Origin of the sequence: Salimicrobium jeotgali (genome assembly GCF_001685435.2) — a bacterium.
GTDB lineage: Bacteria > Bacillota > Bacilli > Bacillales > Halobacillaceae > Salimicrobium > Salimicrobium album.
Genome location: NZ_CP011361.2, coordinates 1,309,832 through 1,331,334, shown reverse-complemented (window position 1 = coordinate 1,331,334; position 21,503 = coordinate 1,309,832). Strand labels below are relative to the sequence as shown.

Sequence of the window (21,503 nt, the reverse complement as noted above, 5' to 3'; positions counted from 1 at the left end):
ATAATCACTCCTTTTCTTTTATTTCGGGTACGACGTCCACACCGCCCGGGTGCAGGGGATGACACTTCAGTACTCTTTTCAAGGTGAGGTACATCCCTTTTACGAACCCGTGTCTCTGAAAAGCGACGAGACCGTACTCCGAGCAGGTCGGGTAGAAGCGGCACGTCGGAGGAGTGAAGGGACTGATGCCTTTCCGGTAGAAGCGGATCAGTCCTATCATGGCGTTCCTCAGCATCAGCGCTCATCCGTACGTTTGTCGAAGCGGAGGGAGGCGAGAGCATCGTGCAGATGAATCGATTCCTCGTTACGGCACGAAACCTCAAAAGCGTGAATGAACGGAGTTTCGTACAGGTCTGCAGCTACAAGACGGACCATATCCTCGACGAATCTCGGATTTTCGTAAGCCTGCTCCGTGACCATCTTCTCATCCGGCCGTTTCAGGACGGGGTGAATGCGTGCACTGGCGTTGCTCTCGGCAGCCTCCAGCAGAACTTCTTTCCAGTCCACCATATCTTCGTTGAAATCTTCCGTAAGCGTTACTGCCATCGAGACATTTCCGCGCTGATTGTGCGCACTGTATTCGCTGATTTCCTTGCTGCAGGGACAAAGGGTGGTGATTTTACCGGTCAGCCCGGTCTGAATATCGAAACCGCCTGCTTTGGACCATGTTACGGAAATGAAGGCATCCGCGTGATTCATGCCGGCTAGACCCGAAGAAGGTCCTTCTCTTTCAAAGAACCACGGGAATTCGACTTTTATAAACGCATCTTCCCGCTTCAGCCGGCCTGCGAGTTCTTCTGCAAACTGCTTCAGCGATTCGATCGTGACTGTAAAGCCCTGCTCGTAATAACTGGTCAACTGTTCCGTGAAGCGGCTCATGTTCGTTCCTTTGCTTCCTTTGGCAATCGAGGAAGAAAAGGTGAAGGTTCCTATGGTGGTCTGAGTGGACGGCTTCATCGAACTTTCAATAGTAATGGGATGTTTTACGTTGTTGATTCCGACGACATCCAGGTCGAAAAGAAAATCCTGTCTGGAATTCTGAAGATCAGCCATCTGATCCTTTTCCACAGGTTTGGTTTTCGGTCCGGGAGGTACAGACCCGAATAATTTGTGACGTTCATCTTTTGAAGGCATTGTATCAGTGATATGAGATTCTATTTTATTCATAACCGTGGCTCCTTTCAACGACTTTTCTATCAAGAAGTATACCTTATATAAATTTTAATTTACAACTAAATGCTTATCCCGTGCCGGTTACATCCACGTTATTTTCGGCTCTTCCCTGTTCTTGATGCGTATGATGTTCGTACGGTGCCGATAAATGACAAATGCTGTAAGAACAGAGACGACAGCCGTCAGTAAGAACTCCTGCTGGATGATAGTAACGGCCACGGTGACGACACCCGTCACCATGGAGGATAACGAAACGTACTTACTTATATACAGAGTGACAAAGAAAGTGAGGAGCATAATGCCGAACAGAAGCGGGTTCACTCCGAGAATGATTCCACCGGAAGTCGCAACAGCTTTGCCGCCCTTGAATCTGGCGAAAACGGGGTACATATGGCCGATCACCGCAAAAATACCGATGATTACGCCGTTAAGTTCCGTACCCATCCACAGGGGGAGGGCAGCTGCGACGGTTCCCTTCAGAATGTCGGCGACGGTAACGGATAGCCCTGGTTTGACACCGAGCACACGGAACGCATTAGTGCCGCCCAGGTTGCCGCTGCCATGTTCCCTGATATCAACATTGTAAAAGAGTTTACCTACAAGCAGACCGGTGGGGATAGAACCCAGAAGGTATGCAATAGCAGCAAATATGATAAATTCCAAAAGCACGACCTCCATTCACAAAAAAATGATAGTTTCAGTTTATCACGTGTCGATTAAAAAAAGAATGGATAAAGTACATAGTTTTATACTTAGTAGTAACTCCAATATATTAACAAAAGAAAGTTTATAACCACATAATTAGGGAATAGGCAAAAAGTTACTTCTTAATTACAGAAAGAAGGGATTATATGATCAGATTTGAAAATGTCGGCAAAACTTTCCCCGACAGCACTACTGCAGTAAAGAATTTTAATTTACAGGTGAATAAAGGGGAGTTCGTAACGTTAATAGGTCCCAGTGGCTGCGGAAAGACCACTACGATGAAAATGATTAATCGACTCATCGAACCTACAGATGGATACATATACATAAACGACAAGAGAGTCAAAGATTATTCCATTCATGAACTGAGATGGAACATCGGCTACGTTCTGCAGCAGATAGCTTTATTTCCTCATATGAGCGTGGAAGAAAATATAGCTATTGTACCTGAGATGAAAAAGTGGAAAAAGGAGAATATTTCCTCGAGAATAGACGAACTTATGAACATGGTAGGACTGGATGCGAAGAAATACAGGAAGAGAAAACCTTCGGAACTCTCGGGTGGTGAACAGCAGCGAGTAGGAGTAGTGCGTGCACTCGCTGCTGACCCCGACATTATTTTGATGGATGAACCTTTCAGTGCTCTTGATCCGATCAGTAGAGAACAGCTTCAGAAAGATATCCAAACGCTCCAGAAAGAAATTAAAAAGACGATAGTGTTCGTTACGCACGATATGGATGAAGCCCTTGCACTGGGAGACCGTGTTTGCCTGATGAAAGAAGGCGAGATTGTACAGGTGGACACCCCTCAGGAACTCATCCTGCACCCGGCCAATGACTTTGTGAAGAATTTCATCGGCGAGAGAAAGAGTCCCTGGCAGACTGCCGTGGACGTCGTAATGAAGAAAGAGGCGACAACTCCTGCGGGCATGACTTTTGTGACAGATGAAGAAGGACAGTATAAATACACCGAAAAAGAAGGAAGAGAAGTGGAAGTGCCGGTTCTCGGCAACAGCACTACGTTAAAAGAAGCTGTAGAAACGCTGGAATCGACTCCTGAAGAAACACTCCCGGTAACGAAAAATAACAAATTTCTCGGGTACATTACGTACGAGCATATCGTGCATTACTTAAAAGCATCCGCTGAACGTGAAGGGAGTGTCGTACAGCAATGAATGAATTTATTGATATCTTCCAGCAGCGTCAGGATGAATTCTGGATCAAACTGTGGGAACACCTGCAGATTTCCATTATATCTTTAATAATAGCAACGTTGATAGCCGTCCCGCTCGGGCTGATACTAACCAGATATAAAAGAACGGCCGAACCGATCATCCAGGTGACGGCGATCCTTCAGACAATTCCGAGTCTGGCCGTTCTGGCATTTCTTATTCCTTTTTTCGGTATCGGACAGACACCTGCGATCATCGCGTTGATTGCATACGGTCTTCTGCCGATATTGAGGAACACATATACCGGAGTCAGCGAAGTCGACAATTCTTTACTGGAGGCCGCTACCGGAATGGGGATGAACTCTTTCAAGCGTCTCTCGAAAGTTGAGCTTCCTCTGGCTATGCCGGTCATTATGGCCGGCATCCGTACCTCTATGGTACTGATTGTCGGAACAACCACTATCGCTGCATTAATAGGAGCCGGGGGGCTGGGGGATCTGATTCTTCTCGGACTTGACCGTGGAGGAGACATCAACCTTATTCTTCTCGGGGCTATTCCTGCGGCTCTTCTTGCGATTCTTCTCGATGTCGTTCTGCGGTTCTTTGAGAGAACTTCTGCTAAAACCGGGATGAAATCCTTGTTTATCCTTATCATTGTAGCTTTGCTGATCGTCGTTGCTCCGATCATTTTCACCGGAAAAGCAGGGAACGATATTACCATCGGTGCCAAACTGAACGCTGAACCGACAATCCTTATCAATATGTATGAACTGCTTATCGAAGAAGAGACGGATCTTGAAGTAGGTCTTGAACCGAACCTCGGAAAAACAGATCTTGTCTTCAGTGCCCTGCAGGAAGGAAGTATCGACATTTATCCGGAATTTACCGGAACAGCACTCGTATCCCTTCTCGATCGTCAGCCGGACAGTTACGAATCGAAAGAGGTATACCAGCAGGCCAAACAGGGCATGGCCGAAGAGTACGATATGGCTTACCTGGAACCGATGAAGTATAACAACACTTACACTGTGGCTACGACGAAAGAATATGCACAGGAAAATAATCTTGAAACCATCGGTGATCTTGCTCCGATAGATGACGAAGTAACGGCCGGCTTCACTCTTGAATTCAATGACAGGGAAGACGGATATCAGGGGATGAAAGAGTTGTATAATCTGGAATTCGGCGAAGTGAAAACGATGGACCCCGGTCTGCGCCAGGGAGCGATTAAAAACGGAGAAGTGGATATTATCGATGCGTATGCGACAGACAGCTATATGGTCGAACTTAATCTGACGACTCTCGATGATCCGAAAAATCTGTTCCCTCCGTATCAGGGCGCTCCGCTCATGAGACAGGAAACGCTCGAGAAGTATCCGGAGCTGGAGGACGTACTGAATAAGCTGGGCGGGAAGATTACCGAAGATCAAATGCGGGAAATGAACTATGAAGTGGATGTAAAAGACAGAGCTCCTTCGGAAGTCGCAAGAGACTATCTTGTAGAAGAAGGGCTGCTCGATAAATAGGAGGAATTTCAATGAGTTTTACCAATCCCGGTCCACAGGCGACCGCAGAAATCTTGAAAAATTCATCGACTATTGCTGTAGTGGGCCTTTCTGACAATCCCGCCAGGACTTCTTTTCAGATCAGTGAGGCGATGCAGAAAGCGGGGTACAAAATCATCCCCGTAAACCCGAAAGTGACGGAAGTTTTAGGAAAAAAAGCAGTTTCTTCTCTTCAGGATATTGAAGAGAAGATCGATATCATCAACGTATTCCGGCGTTCCGAGTTTCTCCCGGAAGTGGCCAGAGAGGCAAAAGCGATAGATGCCGAAGCTTTCTGGGCTCAGCAGGGAGTCTTCCACCCGGAAGCGTACGAAGAACTGAAAGACAGTAAGCAGGAAGTCATCATGGATTCCTGCATCAAAGTCGCTCATGCAACCCTTCTATAGCAACGGACCCCCTTTTTCACAAGGGGGTTTTTCTTGTTTGTCCATAAATAACTTTTTTTATACGAAAAAAAAAGCTACAATGATACGAGTGAATAAGTTTGAATTTACAAACACGAACGTTTGTTCTAATATAGATAGTAAGGTGATATTGGAACGGAAGGAGACGATTTAAATGAAGTCGAAACAAACTTATACGGACAGTTCCATACAGGTGCTGGAGGGACTGGAAGCTGTAAGGAAACGCCCGGGGATGTATATTGGATCTACGGATCACCGGGGGCTTCACCATCTTGTCTTTGAAATTGTCGATAATTCGGTAGATGAAGCTTTAGCCGGATATGGAGAAACTATTACAGTTACGATCCGGAAAGATAATAGCGTTTCTGTAAGTGATAAAGGGAGAGGTATGCCTACCGGGACTCATCAGACCGGCAAACCTACCCCTGAAGTTATAATGACCGTACTGCATGCTGGCGGTAAATTCGGTCAGGGAGGTTACCAGTCCAGCGGCGGTCTGCACGGCGTCGGGGCCAGTGTTGTAAATGCGCTCTCGGAATGGCTTGTCGTCGATATATTCAGAGAAGGTACCCATTTCAGGCAGCGTTTCGAGAACGGCGGGCTGCCGGTCACCACGCTTGAGGAGATAGGTAATACGAAGAAAATGGGAACCACTATTTCCTTTAAACCGGATACGTCCATCTTTTCCACGATCAACTTTCACACCGAGACGCTGATGGAACGCTTAAGAGAAGCCGCTTTCCTTCTGAAAGGACTGGAGATCAAACTGGTAGACGAACGTGGAGATGAAAAACAGGAAGAAGTATTCTACTATGAAGATGGAATCGAATCTTTTGTAGCCTACTTAAACGAAGAGAAAGAGACGCTCCACCCGGTTATTTCCTTCGAAGGGAAACATACGTCCATCGAAGTGGACACCGCTTTTCAGTTCAACGACGGGTACACGGAGAACATATTGTCCTTCGTCAACAACGTACGGACAAAAGACGGCGGAACGCATGAATCCGGAGCAAAAACGGCCATTACTCGCGTTTTTAACGACTATGCCCGTCGGACACAACTGCTGAAAGAGAAAGATAAAAATCTGGAAGGGAACGATATACGCGAAGGATTTACGTGCATCATCTCCGTACGTATACCGGAAGATCTGCTTCAGTTTGAAGGTCAGACTAAAAGCAAACTCGGCACACCGGAAGCCCGTTCGGCTATAGATAACGTCATTGCTGAGCGCCTTGCTTACTTTCTCGAGGAGAACCCGGAGACGGCTGCTATGCTTGTAAAAAAAGCCATCAAAGCCAAGGCTGCTCGCGAGGCGGCAAGAAAAGCCAGAGAAGATGCCCGCAGTGGGAAAAAGCGTAAGAAAAAGGACTCCCTCCTAAGTGGTAAACTTACACCGGCCCAATCACGTAATCCCAATAAGAATGAACTGTACCTGGTCGAGGGGGACTCGGCAGGCGGGTCTGCCAAACAGGGGAGGGACCGCCGGTTCCAGGCCGTCCTCCCGCTTCGAGGTAAGGTCATTAATACGGAAAAAGCGAAGATTGATGATATATTTAAAAACGAAGAGATATCAACGATTGTGCACACGATCGGCGCAGGCGTCGGGAACGATTTCGACATTGAGGATTGTAATTATGATAAAGTAATCATCATGACGGACGCAGATACAGATGGCGCTCACATCCAGGTACTGCTGCTCACTTTCTTTTACCGGTATATGAAACCGCTCATTGAGGAAGGTAAGGTATTCATTGCACTGCCTCCGCTTTATAAGATTTCCAAAGGGAAAGGTAAGAAAGCGAAAGAGGAGTATGTATGGGATGAAGACGGTCTTGAAGAAGTACTGAAACAATTTAAGAATGGCTATACCATCCAGCGTTACAAAGGACTCGGGGAAATGAACGCCGATCAGTTGTGGGAGACTACGATGGATCCGTCTTCCCGGACGCTGATTCGCGTAACGATTGATGATATCGCAACCGCCGAAAAACGGGTGACAACTCTGATGGGGGACAAAGTGCCTCCACGCCGGAAATGGATTGAATCGCACGTTACTTTCGGTCTTGATGAAGGCGAAAATATTTTAGAAAATGAAAAATTGCACGACTAACAGGAGGAAGTTCTCATGTCTGAAACAGAAAGACTTTTGGATCTGCCACTTGAGGAAGTACTGGGAGACAGATTCGGCCGCTACAGCAAGTACATTATCCAGGAACGGGCCCTGCCTGATGTCAGGGACGGGCTCAAACCCGTACAACGCCGTATTCTTTATGCCATGCAGCAGGAAAAAAACACGGCCGACAAACCGTACAGGAAATCTGCAAAAACTGTCGGTACGGTAATCGGTAATTACCACCCGCACGGGGATTCTTCGGTATACGAAGCCATGGTAAGACTAAGTCAGACGTGGAAAGTCCGCTATCCGCTCGTGGAGATGCACGGGAATAACGGAAGTATTGACGGCGATCCGCCTGCAGCCATGAGGTATACAGAAGCAAGGCTCTCCGGGATATCCACGGAACTTCTGCGTGATATCCAGAAAGATACGGTGGAACATATCCCTAACTTCGATGACACGATAGAAGAACCTACCGTATTGCCCGCAAGGTTCCCGAACCTTCTCGTTAACGGTTCTACCGGAATCTCGGCCGGATATGCCACCGACATCCCTCCTCACCGGCTTGGGGAAGTAATCGAGGCCGTTATTATGAGGATCGATAATCCCGAGGCTTCAGTAGATAAACTGATGACTAAATTACCGGGGCCTGACTTCCCTACCGGAGGCATCGTCCAGGGTGCTCAGGGCATCAAAGAAGCTTATGAAAACGGGAAAGGAAAAATCATCGTCCGCGGAAAAGCGGAAATCCAGCAGATCAAAGGCGGTAAGGAACAGATCGTCATTGATGAACTTCCTTATGATGTGAATAAATCCACACTTGTGAAACGGATGGATGAGCTTCGCATCGACCGGAAAGTGGAAGGGATCGCAGAAGTCCGCGACGAGACGGACCGTACGGGTCTGAGAATTGTGATCGAACTGAAGAAAGAGTCGAACAGTGAAGGGATACTCAACTACTTATATAAACACACGGATCTTCAGGTATCCTATAACTTTAATATGGTAGCTATCTCCGATCAGAAACCGAAACTTATGTCTCTTCCGATGATTCTCGATGCCTATATCAGTCATCAGAAAAACATTGTAAGGAACCAGGCGATGCACGACCTGAAAAAAGCGAGAAATCGTGCGCACATCGTCCAGGGACTCATTAAAGCTATTTCGATCCTGGATGAAGTGATCAGTACGATCCGCTCCTCCAGTGATAAAAGCGATGCCAAAGAAAAACTGAAGTCTGCCTATACGTTTTCCGAGGCTCAGGCGGAAGCTATCGTCAATCTTCAGCTTTACCGCTTGACGAACACGGACATCACAGCCCTTCAGGAAGAAGCAGAAGAGCTGGAAGAGACGATCAGAAACCTTGAGAGTATTCTTTCGGATGAGAAACTGTTGCTGAAAGAAATTAAGAAAGATCTCCGCTCCATAAAGAAAACCTATAAAGATGACAGAATGACGGTCATCGAAGAGCAGGTTCAGGAGCTGAAGGTGGACCTGGAAGTCATGGTTCCGAGTGAAGACATACTGACTTCTGTTACGAGAGACGGCTACGTCAAACGGACGAGTCTCCGTTCCTACGGAGCTTCACAGGAAGAATCTCCGCCTCTGAAAGAAGGAGATTATCTTTTAAGCCTCATGGAACTCAATACGACGGATACTTTATTACTGTTTACAAATAGAGGGAAGTATCTTTATCTCCCTGTGCACCGGTTACCGGACATAAAATGGAAGGAACTGGGTCAGCACGTAACGAACCTGGTACCGGTCGAAGCCGGTGAAAAAATCATAGAAGCTATCCCTGTACGAAATTTCGAAACGGATGACTACCTGACATTCGTCACTAAAAATGGGATGGTGAAAAGGTCGCTGCTGAAAGATTATCAGGCACAGCGCTACTCCAAACCTCTCGTAGGTATAAATACGAAAGCAGATGATGAAGTCGTAGCTGTTCACCGCACCGACGGCCGTAAAGATATTATGCTGGCCTCCAACAAAGGTTACTGCCTCCGTTTTCCGGAAAATGAAATCAATATCGTGGGAGCCCGGGCTGCGGGTGTTAAAGGCATGCAGTTAAAAACGGAGGAAGTCATTGTCTCCGGGGAAGTATTCGACCCGGAAGCTCAAAGAACTGTTCTCGTCGTATCTCATAGAGGTGCGGTGAAACGGATGGATCTCAGGGAATTTGAATCGACGACGAGAGCGAAAAAAGGAAACGTCGTATTCCGGGCTCTGAAGAAAAACCCTCATACACTCATACAAATGCTCGTCGTTGATAAAGAGAGTCATATCCGTATCGTCACTGACAAAGAAGCGATTGAGGTCCAACCGAAGCAGTACCGTTCGAAGGACAGCTACAGCAACGGAACATTCGTTATAGACACCGAACAGAACGGGAATGTGACGGGGGCCTGGAGAAAAGTGGGCTATGAAAGTCCGCTGGAATAATAATCTTCCATAAAATAATAGCGCTTATACTGAAGAAAATGTTATTCTATAGATGTATGTTGATTTAGGAGGGAAAGATATTTATGAAAATCATTGTAGCCGGAGGAGATGGCTTCTGTGGATGGCCTACTGCTTTGTATTTATCCAAGCAGGGTCATGACGTAGCAATCCTCGACAATTTAGTACGACGTAAAATCGATAATGAACTGCATTCGAACTCGGTAACACCTATCGCCACACTCGAAGAACGGGTGAATAAGTGGAAAGAGCTTACCGGTAAAGAAATCAAAACGTTCGTGGGTGATCTGAACCATCATGACTTCCTGACGCAGGTTTTTACTCAGTTCAAGCCGGATGCTTTCGTCCACTTCGCCGAACAGCGTTCTGCGCCTTATTCCATGATCGACCGTGAACATGCGGTGTACACTCAGACGAACAACGTTATGGGGAACCTGAACGTACTCTACGCTATCAAAGAATTGGCACCGGACTGTCATCTTATTAAGCTCGGGACGATGGGTGAGTACGGCACGCCTAACATCGATATTGAAGAAGGGTATATTGAAATCGAACATAAAGGAAGAAAAGACACTCTTCCTTACCCGAAACAGCCGGGGTCCTTCTATCACCTGTCAAAAGTTCATGACAGCCACAACATCCAGTTCGCCTGTAAAATCTGGGGTATCCGTGCCACTGATCTGAACCAGGGAATCGTTTACGGTTTACATACCGAAGAAACGAAGCAGGATCCTGTTTTGAACAACCGACTGGATTACGACGGGGTGTATGGCACGGCTCTTAACCGTTTCATCAACCAGGCAGCCATCGAACATGACCTGACCGTTTATGGTTCCGGTAAACAGACGCGTGCTTTCCTTAACATCGAGGACACGGTCCGCTGTGTAGAGATTGCGGCCGAAAACCCTGCCGAACCGGGTGAATTCCGCGTATTCAACCAGTTTACGGAGTGGTTCTCTGTCAAAGAGCTCGCAGACAAAGTTCAGAAGGTAGCCAAAGAAGAAGGTATCAATGTTTCCATTGATAACATGGAGAACCCAAGGGTGGAAGCAGAAGACCATTACTATAGTGCAGTCAATACGAAACTTCGTGATCTCGGACTGGAACCACACCTTCTGACAGACGAAGTCATCAAAGACATGCTCCAGACGGTGATTGATCATAAAGACCGCGTCATTAAAGACAACGTTCTTCCGTCTGTCACCTGGAAGTAATAGAGGACCTTTATGAAAATCGTTATTGTTACAGAAACTTTTTTGCCTTCTACAGACGGGGTGGTCACCCGTCTGAAGGAGGCTATTACTTATATTCATAAAAAAGGGCATGAAGTGGTCATTATAGCCCCTGATCTTGGGGTGAAAGAATTCGACGGAGCGATTGTGGAGGGCATAAAACCCGCAAAGCTACCCGTTTACTCTTCCAAGTACTTTTCCCTTCCGAGCAGAAAAGTAAAGGACCTGCTGGAAAAACATAACCCTGACGTGGTTCACGTCGTCAACCCTGCTTTAGTAGGGGTATCCGGGGTATATTATGCCAACAAATTAGGTTTTCCGCTCGTGGCTTCCTATCATACACACGTGCCGAAATACCTGGATTACTATAACCTTTATCCTTTTAAACCGATTTTCTGGGCATATTTCAAGAAACTGCACAGCTATGCCCATACAAACGTATGTACATCGCAAACGATATTGAAAGAACTGCAGCAAAAGCGCATACACAATCTTGAAGTCTGGAAACGGGGCGTGGCTATCGACCATTTCCATCCGAAGCACGAAAGCACGAGTATGAGAGAACGATTATCCAACGGGAATCCGGGGGATAAACTGCTGGTATTCGTCGGACGTCTTGCTCCGGAAAAAGAAATCCATAAAATAAAACCTCTTCTGGAAAAGCGGAAAGACGTCTCTCTGGCCATCATAGGGGACGGACCGATCCGTCAGCAGCTTGAGAAAGAGTTTGAGGGGACGAAAACGGTATTTACCGGTAATCTGCACGGAGAAGAATTCAGAGAAGCGTTTGCAAGTGGGGACGCGATGATTTTTCCATCGGTGACGGAAACGCTTGGACTCGTTATACTGGAAGCTATGGCATCCGGACTGCCGGTAATAGCAGCTGAGAGTGGTCCTACGAAAGAACAGGTAGTAGACGGCGAAACCGGAATACTGTTCGAAAACGAGAACACTCAAAGCATGATAGATGCTGTAGAGCAACTGGAAGACCCCGAACTGCTGGAACATCTCAGCGAAAACGCCAGAAAAGAAGCTGAGAATTTCAGTTGGGAGAAACCTTCCGAACAAATTCTTGAGATCTATAAGAAGACGATTGCTATAGCCAAATAAAAACAGCTCCCGTTACGTATGTATCAGGGAGCTGTTAAATTATGTTTTGTCTCACTATCATAAGTATACTTAGTTTATGAGACATAGAAAAGTAATTCCCCTTAACTTCCTATAATATATATTATGTAAACTAAGTAATTTTATTAATAAGAGAGGGGTTTTATCTTTTTATTGTTAATACTCCCCCTCTTTTATATACAGACAAGATCAACAGAATATCTATCGCCCCCGCTGATCCCGGCCCGTTCATGAATGTTTAATGACTGTTTTGTCTTCCTGCTGGATCACTTTATTGTCTTTCATAAGCTTTCCTAATGCTCGTTTGAATGCAGCTTTGCTGATGCCGAATGTTGCCCGGATATCTTCCGGATCGCTTTTATCCGTAAAGAACATAACGCCGTCATTTTCTTCTAAATACTCGTAGATCACTTCCGCATCTTCTTTCTGGCTGACCGCTTTTACGGGTCTCAAGGACAAATTCAAAGTGCCGTCTTCTTTAACGGCTATTACTCTTGCTGTTAAGTCTTCCCCGAGCCTCGGTTCCGCGATCCGCTCCGTCGGATGAATGAACCCGCGATATCCTTCTTCCGTCAGTACAGCAGAACCGGCTTTTACAGCTTTATACACACGTACTCCGACTTCTTTGTTCAGCATATCTTCAGAAGCCTTATCAAGTTCTGCCATTACTTCGTCTTCCGAAATGGGTTTAGCTTCGAGTCTTCCTTTCTTGTCCGTCTCCAGCGTAACAAACAGGAAGTCTCCTTCTTTCGGCCACACAGCCTTCATCAGAGGCAGGTCATCTTTGGAAACGAGGATGTCTTTGCCTTCCACTCCAATATGGACGAATGCTCCGAGATGCGGCAGGATACTGACAACTTCCGCCCATCCGTAAGCATCTGCGGTAGCTGCCGGTAATGAATCCGTCGTGACGAGATCCCCGTTTTTATTCAGGTAGCAGAATACCTCTATTTCTGTATTCAGGGCCGGAGCGCCATCAGTCGTCTCCAGCGGGAGTGTCTCTCCGTGTACGGTAACCTCAGCGTCACCGGTGACTTCCGCTTTTTGAATGGTTCCGATAATAGATAAGTTCATAGCTAGTTCCTTTCGGGCTGTTTTACTGATACAGACGATCGACAGCCGTTTTGATTTTTTGATAAGATGCTTTCTTTTTTTCAAAATCGTAAATATTCGTTATAAGAAGAAACTCGTTCACCTGGTACGATTCGGATAACTGTTGTAATTTCCTTGCCACCTTTTCAGGGGTGCCTATGATGGTTCGTTTTCTGTTCTTCTGTATTTTGTCTATTTCGTCCCCGGGCAGATTATCAAAATCAATCTCATCAGGCGCATATACTTTCGTATCGAGTCCTTTTTCCACCTGGAGTAACCACATATCCTGACTCCTGGCCAGATACTCCGCTTCTTCTTCCGTATCCGCGCATACAGCAAAGACGCACATATTCACGGAAGGCTCGCTGAGCTGCAGAGATGGCTCAAACTTATCGCGGTAAGTCTGCAGGGCCTCTTCCACCGCATCGGGGCTGATAAAATACCCGAAAGTGAAGCCCGTCCCCTGCTTCGCCGCATGCCGGGCACCCCGCTCCGAGAGACCGAGCACCCACATGTCAGGAATCGTCGGCGATGCCGGTTTTGCTTTTACTCCATAATAATCGTGGCCTTTTGGAAGGTCGTCGTAAAGGAAATGCTGCAGTTCCTTCAATTGCCGCTGAAAAGAACTGAGCGGCTTGTTCACTCCATCAGTCAGAGCCGCCCTCGTCTTCTGGCCTCCTCCCGGAGATCTTCCGAGACCGAGATCCACCCGACCCGGGTAGAAGACTTCAAGTGTACGGAACACTTCGGCAACTTTCAACGGGCTGTACTGTGGCAGCAGCACTCCCCCTGACCCTACTTTTATGTTCGTCGTTTTACTTAAAATCGTATTTATGATTACTTCCGGAGCGGCACTGGCTAACCCGTTCGTATTGTGATGTTCGGCCACCCAGTACCGGTGATAACCGAGGGATTCCGTGAACTGTGCAAGCTCTGTCGTCTGTGCTAACGCGTCCCCTGGCGAACCTCCGTCCGAAATCGGTGATTGATCCAACACACTAAGTATCACTGTACATCCTCCTGTTTATTTATACACGTCCCGCATTATTTTGTCTAAAATCTGCTGCTGCTCTTCAAAGAGAATTTTATATCTCTTTTTAAGAACTTCGAACTCTTCTCTCCCGGCATCGGTCAAATAGTACCAATACACCTTCTGCCGCTTCTTGTCATGGGATTTATAGTCTTCCTTCCTTGCCAGAAGCCCTTCTTCCGTCATCTCATGTAAAGTATCCAGCAGCGTGGAAGGTGCCGGTATCCAGTTTTTTGTTAAGGTTTTGAATTCCTTTTTGAAGTGTTCGCTGATCATCGGCTGTTTCACCTGAAGCAGATGCATAATATAAAACTTGGTAAACTGAGCTGCGCTCATATTCAATGCGAATTTTTTAGGATTATTTTTGTGACTCACGAAAACACCCCTCCTCCCTATCATTTTACCTCAGAGACGAGGGTAATTAAATGAATAAGAACATTTGTTCAATCTCTCGTGCTTCGTATCGTATATTTTTGAAAAAGTTTGCTTAGAGAATAGGTTTTTAATTTATGTTAGGAGTTGCTACTAAATATTAAGCGGATATGCTTTTCCTTTTCAATGTTTGAGGAAACTTGCTTCTTCTACGTATGTACTTTGAAAACGAACTCACTTATAGCATTTTTTTAAAAGAAGTAATTGAAAAATCCTTTGTTATTTTGGACTCCCCTGTTTTTACAAACCCGTGTTTCAAATAAAAATTGACTGCGGGCTCATTGGCAGATCCGGTTGACACTGTCATCGCTTCAAAGTCCGCACCTTCCTCTATAAAGCGTAACAACGTTGTAGCAATCCTTTTCCTGAAATGATCAGGGTGTACCATTAATCGATGTATGTCAATGACGCGGTTTACCACTTTCACAGAAATTGCCCCGCACAGTTCTTCTCCTAAATAGTACCCGAAGAAAGTTTCTTCACACTGTTGCAGTGAATGTACTGTATCCTTCAGAGGCGGCAACTCAAAGAAATCGGTCAGTTCTGCTTCGTTATTGTAGGAAGGTATTTGAATATTCAACACTTCTTCCGCAACCTCAGAGTCGGTTATATCTACTATTTTAATCAAGACGGTCCCCCCCACATGCCGGTAAATCATGATTTTCGAAAATCACCAATTATAATGATAAACTTTAGTTGTTATACAGATTATAAAATAACATGTACCGGAAAGCATGTGATTTTTCTTACAAATTGGCTTACAGGAGAGATTGTTATGACGGAATTACTTAAAGGTAAAGCAGGATTAGTCACTGCAGCAGGATCGGGCATCGGCCGTGCCAGTGCGATCGCCCTGGCAAAATCCGGAGCCAAAGTAATGGTTTCTGATGTCAGCGAAGAAGGCGGGAAAGAAACCGTTAAAATGATCAGGGATAATGGCGGCGAAGCACAATTCTTCAAGTGTGACGTGAGTGACGAAGATCAGGTGAAAGCATTAGTGGATGAAACGGTCTCCGCTTTCGGTAAATTGGATATCGCTCACAATAACGCCGGTATTAACGCGGGTCAGGTTAAAATAGGAGAAATGGAATCCGAAGACTGGGATAAAACGATAAAAATAAACTTGTACGGAGTTTTTTACTGTGTGAAGCACCAGATTAACGCGATGCTGGAAACGGGCGGCGGTTCGATAGTCAACTCCGCTTCAGGATCCGGGTTGGAAGGCTCAGCGAAGATGACACCATACACCGCTTCAAAACACGGTGTCGTCGGTCTGACGAAGTCCGTGGCACTGGAATACGGAAAACAGGGCATACGTATTAATGCAATCGCTCCGGGCGCAACCATTACACCGGCCATTGAAAAATGGGCCCAGAACCAGCCGGAACAATATAACGGCGTATTGGAGTCACTCCCTGCAGGTGAAATGTCCACACCGGAAGATCAGGGGAACGTTGTTGCATTTTTATGTTCCGACCTTGCGAAGCAGATCAATGGTGTCACGGTACCGGTGGACGGTGGATATACGGCCGGAAAATTATAAGAAGATCAATGCAGTCCCGTTCATAAAATCATATGGTAGCAGGATCAACTCCGCCTACAAAGTCCGCCCCTCGACCAAGTGCTTTCTTTACTAAATCTTTCGTCTTCGTTTGCAGTAAACCATGTTGAGGAAAGGCAACGATTTCATAGGATAGTTTTCCTTCAAATGTTTGTAATGCTTGTTGGATTTCCTCCAGATTTTTCAAACCGACTTCCGGATAGATATCCACGTGGGTACGCGCATGGGTTACGCCGGAGTTTACATAGTATTCAAGTAATTTTTCTGCACGTTCTTTTGTAGTAGTTTCCAGGGAAGGCATAACCTCTTTTTCAATTTCAAGTCTTTCAAAGATATTATTGACGGAGGGTACAGAACGCCAACGGTCTCCAAGTAATGTTTTGTCTAAATGACAATGTTTTTCGATGAACGACGGGAGCACCAGCAAACGTGCATTTGTTATCCAAAAAATGGAATTCACGGTTGATCTCCCCCTTCTAATTTAATATGTAAAGTAATCCTGAAAAAACACGATCACCCTTTCTATCCTGCAGTTTTATTCCAATGGTAATCAAGCTCCCGCTTCTTTTAGTATACTTACAATTTCCTGGTATCCATTATTCTTGGCGTGCTGTAAAGGCGTTACACCTTCCCTGTCACTAATACTGAGATCACTCCCGTAGTCCACCAATAACTGTACAATTTTTTGATGGTCCCTGCCGCCATCCCCTAGAATGATCGCTTCCAATAATGCTGTCCAGTGCAGATTATTAATATGATTAACATCTGTATCAGAATTGGTTAAAAGCTCTTTCACGACGTCAACATGACCTCTTTCTGCAGCAGGTATAAGTGCCGTTCCGCCATACCGGTTCGTGAGCGTCGTATCAGCTCCTCCTTCAACTGCAAGTTTCACAATGTCAAGAAACCCTTCTGCCCCTGCATATAAAAGTACATTATCCTGATTGTTATTCCGTATATCAATATCCGCTCCTCGTTGAATAAGGGCATCTGCAGTACCTGTGTGATGTTCACGGGTTGCGGCCATTACAGCGGTCATTCCATGTTCATTCGTAGCATCGATATCTGCACCCTTTTCCAGAAGCTCCAGGACGTTCTTCGTGTCCCCACATTGAGCGGAGTCGATTAATTGTTGATTCATAGTATCTTTCTCCTTCTCTTTTGACACGTCTACCGGGGAGTCAGAGGTTAAGTGACAAGCGGTAAGCAAAAACAAAAAAAGCAGACTGACGAACATTTGCCCTACCTTCATAATCCCTTCACCTTCTCTTTTATCAATTCATTTAACCCTGAACGAATATGCCAAATCCTGCGTTGTGAAATTTCTTATAACCATAAATAAAGAGGTGGGGACTTTTCCTCCACCTCTAACAGTTCACATACATAGATTTTCAAGGTTTAATTTTGCAGTTCACCCGCTGTATCAGTCCTGCAATTTTGTCATCGTTGCGTAAATCGAAACGCGCGCATCGCTGGTGTTGGTAAAACCGAGCTGCTGCTTGGAGTCACAATAAATCACATCACCTGCTGACACCGCTACTTCTTCATCGTCGATTAAGAAGATCCCATCTCCGTCGATAACGTACAAATACAATTCACGATGTGGATGATTATGCGCTTTCATATGCTGTCCAGGTAAAAAGTTCAGCACGAATGCGGTACTGTGGTCATTTTTAATCAGATTGACTTTGGTAAATCGTTCATCATTGAACTGCTTTGCGTCTTCAATTGAATAAACATGCATAGTAGTCACCTTCTTTTTAAAGATATAATAGTATGGACCTAAATCGATTATACCATACGGTCCATGCATAGAGGTTCTATAGCGGCTGACAGCATAATGGAGCGCTTAAAGAATACCCGGGCGAAAAAACGGGAAGTACTACTCAATCAAAGATTCCAGTACACCTTCCCCAAACAAAGCCCACGTATAAATACAACAAAATTCAATCATGATAATAATTATAAATTTAACCCGTGAGATTTGCTGTAGTTGTAAATAATAAAAACTCCCTAAAAGTACATAAAAGCTGGCCAGATGAGTATATTCCGCTGTAAGAGGCTCATCTAATGGAGTGAAATTCAACCCGAGATAAGCAAAAAGATTAAAAACAGTTAATAAAACCAAAGCAGTTACGTTCAAAAGATGAACATACAGGTTTTTCAAAGTAACATCCTCCTTCTTTCCGGGCTCCAACTATTCAATCATAAAGAGTGACTTCTCTCCTGAAGGTACAGATGGTCTATAAAATATAAACTGCCACAAAGATAGTAAAACCTGCGGAAAGAAAAAGTGTGAAAGCAGCCGGTTTCCGCTTTTGATATTCGTTGATCCCTATGAGGATAACCAACCCGCTCATCAACAACAGAAGGTAAGGTCCGATATCAGTCATACCGGTTATGAGGCTATACCCGGCCAGGATAGTTATGATGACCCCCAGCACTATTTGAAGTATTTTCACTGACAACTCCCCCCTCCCCACTATACAACATCATATGTACGTGATAACACTACCGATTATTATTCTAAAGGTTTGATCGAAGAATCGTTTTAACCCATCTAAAAAACATATTCCCCTTCCTCAATTAACTCCTTCTTCTTCCTCGACACTTAGGTACACACGCTTCTTTCAAAAACTCTGAAACCATCACCCTTCAACAATCTTCGGTTTTACGAAACCCATGACAGCGGCTGGTTGATTCTTTTTTAGTTCTGTTCAAAAGACGAAACCTTCCTGGTCTGCATATTTCTTTACCGTGCGGACGTCCGTATTCGTCATTCTTGCAACATCTGAGTAGCTGCATCCTTTTCCATTCACTTCTTTCTTGATATACTAGATGTCAGTCACTTCCAACATCTTCCTCATAAACTCCTGCTCTTCATTGATTGCACAATAGAAACCTTATTGATTTAAGGGATCGTTAGTAAGTGGCTTTTTTACGTTTCTTACTTTCTTTAGCAACTTGCATAGAAAGACTCCCGAACCTTACAGACGGTACACCCAAGCAACTTTTTGGCAGAGTCCCCCAGAATGTAATCCAGGCATTACAGATACAGATATTACAGTTGGACTTGCCGGATTCGGAGGTCTTGGAATTCCTGGAGCAATTGCTGGCAACGTAGCTGGCGGAAGGGCTGGCGCTCAATCTGCTGGTTTTGATTAAATTTAATTAAAAAGGAAGAGGGATAAATATTGAGAACAAAAGCTCATTTAATGAAAGCAAATCCGCCTTATAAATCATTTAGTAAGAAAATGGCGCATTTTTATATAACTATAGGGCTTCTATCATTTTTCTTCTTATATTTTATTACAGTATATTATTGCTAAGTTTTATACTGCAACTACCTTATGAAAAGGAGCGATTTTGTGAGTACGTTAAGCTCAAATTGGAAAAGGAGTATAGCAGTTTTTATCAGTTTAACACTTTTCTTCACTTTATTTGTCCCCTCGGTAAACGCATCAACTGAATCCTCTATCGAGTCTGATGACGTTTATTTGCGGAATTTACAACTCAGTGAAAAGGATCAATCATTCTTGGACAAAGTAATTTCGATAGGAGAGTTCTTTAAATACAACAAGGAAGATCGTACCTTAGATATTGAATTAACTAAGGAAGAACTCTTTAATGATTACAATTTTACGGAAGAACAATACCAGAGATTAACCGATCAAATACTGAGTTACCAAATTAATAATGACAATTCCTCAGAAATGATTACACCTCAATTTCATGTGGAAGATGGCGGATTGTACATTAGTCATAATGACATTGTGGCAGGTTCATTTGGTTTACTAGCCGCAGCACAAGCTGGTCCGTATGCTTTACAAGCAGCTCTAATCGCTATCGGGGGAGCAACTTCTGGACCAGTAGGTTCCACAATTTCAATAATACTTGGAGCCGTTTCAGCCCCCTCATTGGGTGAACTCGCTGGTAGAATCACTTGGGCAGCCTCTACTGGACAAGGCGTATATGTCAAACCAGTATTCAGTTATCCACCACTAGACATTGGGTATTGGTAATCCTAAATAAGGAAGGTTATTCCATGGAACCAGATAAGCAAACATTGAAAACTTTATCTATTATAGGTTATATCTTGATAAGTGGTAGTATAGCGGGATATTTTGGGTATTATCTTCAATACGAAGATTCGTTTATATGGCATTGGGTCATAATGTCATTAATAGGTGTTGTACTATTGGGCGTGAAAAATTACAAACTTCAAACGAATCAACTAAAAACAGTTATACTTGATTTACTATTCATCTTTGCTTTACCACTTATAGCTAATATTGATCTGCCTAACGGACTCGCTATCTTATTAATGACAGTGATAGCCGGTATATTAGCCACAACAATCATGCAACTAACATTTAAGCCATGGCAAGAAACATAAAAGAAAAAATTGATTTTTAAAAAGAGCTTTTTAAAAAGAGTTCGTAATGAACTATACCCCGAATAATAGACACCTTTTTATTCATGTCCATTATTCGGGGTTTTTGTGTTTTATGACCTCGAATAGTCTTTATATAATTAAGATAACTACGAAGAACGAGGTTATATGTCTACAATAATGTCCACAGAAGCACAACGAATAAAATTAGAAGCCTATCCGAAAGTTCTCAAGGTTTCTGATCGTTCCATTACGTATGCGCCGGAATTCAAAATAAAGGCTGTGAAAGATAATGAAGAAGGGAAACGTTCTTATCACATTTTTGTAGATTTCGGGTTCGACATGTCGGTGATTGGCAGGAAAAAGACTTACCAGTGTGTAACGCGTTGGCGCAAGACATTCGAGAAATACGGAGAAGACGGGGTTATACGGAGCGACGTGGAAAAGGAGCATCAGCACGACCTTCCTCAAAAGATCTATCTTCCGAAGATCAATTGAAAAAGGCAGAAGCGCGTATTGCTTATTTGGAGGTGAAATTGTCCTTCGTAAAAAAGCTCGACGAACGCGAAAGGCAGGCGAAGAAGAAGAAATAACAACATCAGAGAGGCCTCAGATCATTGAACACGTGGTGCGAACGCATGGATTCCCTCATTTAATCCAGTATTTCTGTGCCATCGCGAAGGTAATTATAACTGATAGACTAAATAAGCCTCTACCTTCAACTAGTATTCTCTCTCCCTTTTAAAACCCTCTTATACGCTTGCCGATTTTATCTTTGAAATATCGTAACTCTTTAGCATTTTCTTGTTGATTATCTTCCCACGTTAGTGAAATAGCCATCATCTATATTTGACTACCGCCCAATATATAAAGGTTTGATTCTAAAACGTTACCTAGAAAGTGATTAATCAATTATGATTTGATTGATTTATGTTTACCTTAAATCCGATTGCAAAAGATGCAATAAAAAAAAGGATTAAAAAAACAAAGAATACTGTAAGCTTCCCCACCCGAATGTTAACCAATCCAATATAAAA

22 protein-coding genes and 1 pseudogene are annotated in these 21,503 nt (G+C 44.4%); 11 read left to right on the top strand and 12 right to left on the bottom strand.

Annotation, left to right across the window (positions count from 1 at the left end; all coding sequences use genetic code 11):
- Window positions 1–4: 4 nt before the first annotated feature.
- From yidD to plsY, 3 genes are all read right to left on the bottom strand, one after another.
- Window positions 5–235: a membrane protein insertion efficiency factor YidD gene (yidD, locus tag AAV35_RS06700; protein WP_008587711.1), complete on the bottom strand. Its 231-nt coding sequence runs from the start codon at window positions 233–235 to the stop codon at window positions 5–7.
- Complete coding sequence (gene folE2, locus AAV35_RS06695) at window positions 235–1,167, bottom strand: GTP cyclohydrolase FolE2 (protein ID WP_008587709.1); 933 nt, start codon at window positions 1,165–1,167, stop codon at window positions 235–237. Before folE2 ends, yidD begins: the two co-directional genes overlap by 1 nt.
- An 87-nt stretch (window positions 1,168–1,254) precedes the next feature.
- Window positions 1,255–1,836 carry a glycerol-3-phosphate 1-O-acyltransferase PlsY gene (plsY, locus tag AAV35_RS06690; protein WP_008587706.1) on the bottom strand — a complete coding sequence of 194 codons (582 nt, stop codon included), beginning with the start codon at window positions 1,834–1,836 and terminating at the stop codon, window positions 1,255–1,257.
- A 188-nt stretch (window positions 1,837–2,024) separates the two neighbouring features.
- Between plsY and AAV35_RS06685 the strand changes: the two genes are divergently transcribed.
- From AAV35_RS06685 to AAV35_RS06655, 7 genes are all read left to right on the top strand, one after another.
- Window positions 2,025–3,053, top strand: coding sequence for an ABC transporter ATP-binding protein (locus tag AAV35_RS06685; protein WP_008587703.1), 1,029 nt, complete (start codon window positions 2,025–2,027; stop codon window positions 3,051–3,053).
- Window positions 3,050–4,576, top strand: a complete 1,527-nt coding sequence (locus AAV35_RS06680; RefSeq protein WP_008587701.1) for an ABC transporter permease/substrate-binding protein — start codon at window positions 3,050–3,052, stop codon at window positions 4,574–4,576. The genes AAV35_RS06685 and AAV35_RS06680 overlap by 4 nt, the downstream gene beginning before the upstream one ends.
- 11 nt (window positions 4,577–4,587) lie before the next feature.
- Window positions 4,588–5,001: a CoA-binding protein gene (locus AAV35_RS06675; protein WP_008587699.1), complete on the top strand. Its 414-nt coding sequence runs from the start codon at window positions 4,588–4,590 to the stop codon at window positions 4,999–5,001.
- A gap of 172 nt (window positions 5,002–5,173) precedes the next feature.
- On the top strand, window positions 5,174–7,129 hold the full coding sequence (parE, locus tag AAV35_RS06670) for a DNA topoisomerase IV subunit B (protein WP_008587697.1): 1,956 nt from the start codon (window positions 5,174–5,176) through the stop codon (window positions 7,127–7,129).
- Window positions 7,130–7,144: 15 nt separating this feature from the next.
- Entirely contained in the window at window positions 7,145–9,580 is a 2,436-nt protein-coding gene (gene parC, locus AAV35_RS06665; protein WP_008587695.1) for a DNA topoisomerase IV subunit A, read from the top strand.
- Window positions 9,581–9,663: 83 nt separating this feature from the next.
- Window positions 9,664–10,812: an NAD-dependent epimerase/dehydratase family protein gene (locus AAV35_RS06660; RefSeq protein ID WP_008587693.1), complete on the top strand. Its 1,149-nt coding sequence runs from the start codon at window positions 9,664–9,666 to the stop codon at window positions 10,810–10,812.
- A gap of 12 nt (window positions 10,813–10,824) precedes the next feature.
- The gene (locus AAV35_RS06655) at window positions 10,825–11,940 is read left to right on the top strand and encodes a glycosyltransferase family 4 protein (protein ID WP_008587692.1); all 1,116 of its coding nucleotides are present in this window, start codon (window positions 10,825–10,827) and stop codon (window positions 11,938–11,940) included.
- Window positions 11,941–12,186: 246 nt separating this feature from the next.
- On the opposite strand, the gene AAV35_RS06650 is transcribed toward AAV35_RS06655, so the two are convergent.
- The 4 genes from AAV35_RS06650 to AAV35_RS06635 form a co-directional block, all read right to left on the bottom strand.
- Window positions 12,187–13,032, bottom strand: a complete 846-nt coding sequence (locus AAV35_RS06650; RefSeq protein ID WP_008587690.1) for a CvfB family protein — start codon at window positions 13,030–13,032, stop codon at window positions 12,187–12,189.
- Window positions 13,033–13,054: 22 nt separating this feature from the next.
- Window positions 13,055–14,059 carry an LLM class flavin-dependent oxidoreductase gene (locus AAV35_RS06645; RefSeq protein ID WP_008587688.1) on the bottom strand — a complete coding sequence of 335 codons (1,005 nt, stop codon included), beginning with the start codon at window positions 14,057–14,059 and terminating at the stop codon, window positions 13,055–13,057.
- A 15-nt stretch (window positions 14,060–14,074) separates the two neighbouring features.
- Window positions 14,075–14,455 (bottom strand): PadR family transcriptional regulator, encoded by a 381-nt coding sequence (locus AAV35_RS06640; RefSeq protein WP_008587686.1) that lies wholly within the window; start codon window positions 14,453–14,455, stop codon window positions 14,075–14,077.
- 235 nt (window positions 14,456–14,690) lie between these two features.
- A complete protein-coding gene (locus tag AAV35_RS06635) occupies window positions 14,691–15,140 on the bottom strand; it encodes a GNAT family N-acetyltransferase (protein WP_008587683.1) in 450 nt (149 codons plus the stop codon).
- Between the two features lie 147 nt (window positions 15,141–15,287).
- Between AAV35_RS06635 and AAV35_RS06630 the strand changes: the two genes are divergently transcribed.
- A complete protein-coding gene (locus AAV35_RS06630) occupies window positions 15,288–16,055 on the top strand; it encodes an SDR family NAD(P)-dependent oxidoreductase (RefSeq protein WP_008587681.1) in 768 nt (255 codons plus the stop codon).
- A gap of 31 nt (window positions 16,056–16,086) precedes the next feature.
- Here the strand turns inward: AAV35_RS06630 and AAV35_RS06625 are convergent.
- The 5 genes and pseudogenes from AAV35_RS06625 to AAV35_RS06605 all read right to left on the bottom strand — a co-directional run.
- Window positions 16,087–16,500: pseudogene (locus AAV35_RS06625) on the bottom strand (deaminase); the annotation flags it as partial.
- 123 nt (window positions 16,501–16,623) lie between these two features.
- Entirely contained in the window at window positions 16,624–17,214 is a 591-nt protein-coding gene (locus AAV35_RS06620; RefSeq protein ID WP_008587677.1) for an ankyrin repeat domain-containing protein, read from the bottom strand.
- 282 nt (window positions 17,215–17,496) lie between these two features.
- Window positions 17,497–17,817, bottom strand: coding sequence for a cupin domain-containing protein (locus AAV35_RS06615; RefSeq protein WP_008587674.1), 321 nt, complete (start codon window positions 17,815–17,817; stop codon window positions 17,497–17,499).
- A 138-nt stretch (window positions 17,818–17,955) separates the two neighbouring features.
- Complete coding sequence (locus AAV35_RS06610; protein WP_008587673.1) at window positions 17,956–18,240, bottom strand: hypothetical protein; 285 nt, start codon at window positions 18,238–18,240, stop codon at window positions 17,956–17,958.
- Window positions 18,241–18,316: 76 nt separating this feature from the next.
- Window positions 18,317–18,535 (bottom strand): DUF3953 domain-containing protein, encoded by a 219-nt coding sequence (locus tag AAV35_RS06605; RefSeq protein WP_008587671.1) that lies wholly within the window; start codon window positions 18,533–18,535, stop codon window positions 18,317–18,319.
- A gap of 906 nt (window positions 18,536–19,441) precedes the next feature.
- Between AAV35_RS06605 and AAV35_RS06600 the strand changes: the two genes are divergently transcribed.
- The 3 genes from AAV35_RS06600 to AAV35_RS14350 all read left to right on the top strand — a co-directional run bounded on the left by AAV35_RS06600 (window position 19,442) and on the right by AAV35_RS14350 (window position 20,964).
- On the top strand, window positions 19,442–20,095 hold the full coding sequence (locus AAV35_RS06600; protein WP_008587669.1) for a hypothetical protein: 654 nt from the start codon (window positions 19,442–19,444) through the stop codon (window positions 20,093–20,095).
- 23 nt (window positions 20,096–20,118) lie between these two features.
- Entirely contained in the window at window positions 20,119–20,469 is a 351-nt protein-coding gene (locus AAV35_RS06595; RefSeq protein WP_008587667.1) for a hypothetical protein, read from the top strand.
- Between the two features lie 165 nt (window positions 20,470–20,634).
- On the top strand, window positions 20,635–20,964 hold the full coding sequence (locus AAV35_RS14350; RefSeq protein ID WP_156330840.1) for a hypothetical protein: 330 nt from the start codon (window positions 20,635–20,637) through the stop codon (window positions 20,962–20,964).
- Window positions 20,965–21,503: the final 539 nt, after the last annotated feature.

Bases quoted from the DNA above. Each gene is read 5' to 3' on its own strand.
- yidD (WP_008587711.1), bottom strand. From the start codon at position 235: ATGCTGAGGAACGCCATGATAGGACTGATCCGCTTCTACCGGAAAGGC.
- folE2 (WP_008587709.1), bottom strand. From the start codon at position 1,167: ATGAATAAAATAGAATCTCATATCACTGATACAATGCCTTCAAAAGAT.
- AAV35_RS06685 (WP_008587703.1), top strand. From the start codon at position 2,025: ATGATCAGATTTGAAAATGTCGGCAAAACTTTCCCCGACAGCACTACT.
- AAV35_RS06680 (WP_008587701.1), top strand. From the start codon at position 3,050: ATGAATGAATTTATTGATATCTTCCAGCAGCGTCAGGATGAATTCTGG.
- AAV35_RS06675 (WP_008587699.1), top strand. From the start codon at position 4,588: ATGAGTTTTACCAATCCCGGTCCACAGGCGACCGCAGAAATCTTGAAA.
- parE (WP_008587697.1), top strand. From the start codon at position 5,174: ATGAAGTCGAAACAAACTTATACGGACAGTTCCATACAGGTGCTGGAG.
- parC (WP_008587695.1), top strand. From the start codon at position 7,145: ATGTCTGAAACAGAAAGACTTTTGGATCTGCCACTTGAGGAAGTACTG.
- AAV35_RS06660 (WP_008587693.1), top strand. From the start codon at position 9,664: ATGAAAATCATTGTAGCCGGAGGAGATGGCTTCTGTGGATGGCCTACT.
- AAV35_RS06655 (WP_008587692.1), top strand. From the start codon at position 10,825: ATGAAAATCGTTATTGTTACAGAAACTTTTTTGCCTTCTACAGACGGG.
- AAV35_RS06650 (WP_008587690.1), bottom strand. From the start codon at position 13,032: ATGAACTTATCTATTATCGGAACCATTCAAAAAGCGGAAGTCACCGGT.
- AAV35_RS06630 (WP_008587681.1), top strand. From the start codon at position 15,288: ATGACGGAATTACTTAAAGGTAAAGCAGGATTAGTCACTGCAGCAGGA.
- AAV35_RS06620 (WP_008587677.1), bottom strand. From the start codon at position 17,214: ATGAATCAACAATTAATCGACTCCGCTCAATGTGGGGACACGAAGAAC.
- AAV35_RS06615 (WP_008587674.1), bottom strand. From the start codon at position 17,817: ATGCATGTTTATTCAATTGAAGACGCAAAGCAGTTCAATGATGAACGA.
- AAV35_RS06595 (WP_008587667.1), top strand. From the start codon at position 20,119: ATGGAACCAGATAAGCAAACATTGAAAACTTTATCTATTATAGGTTAT.
- AAV35_RS14350 (WP_156330840.1), top strand. From the start codon at position 20,635: ATGTCTACAATAATGTCCACAGAAGCACAACGAATAAAATTAGAAGCC.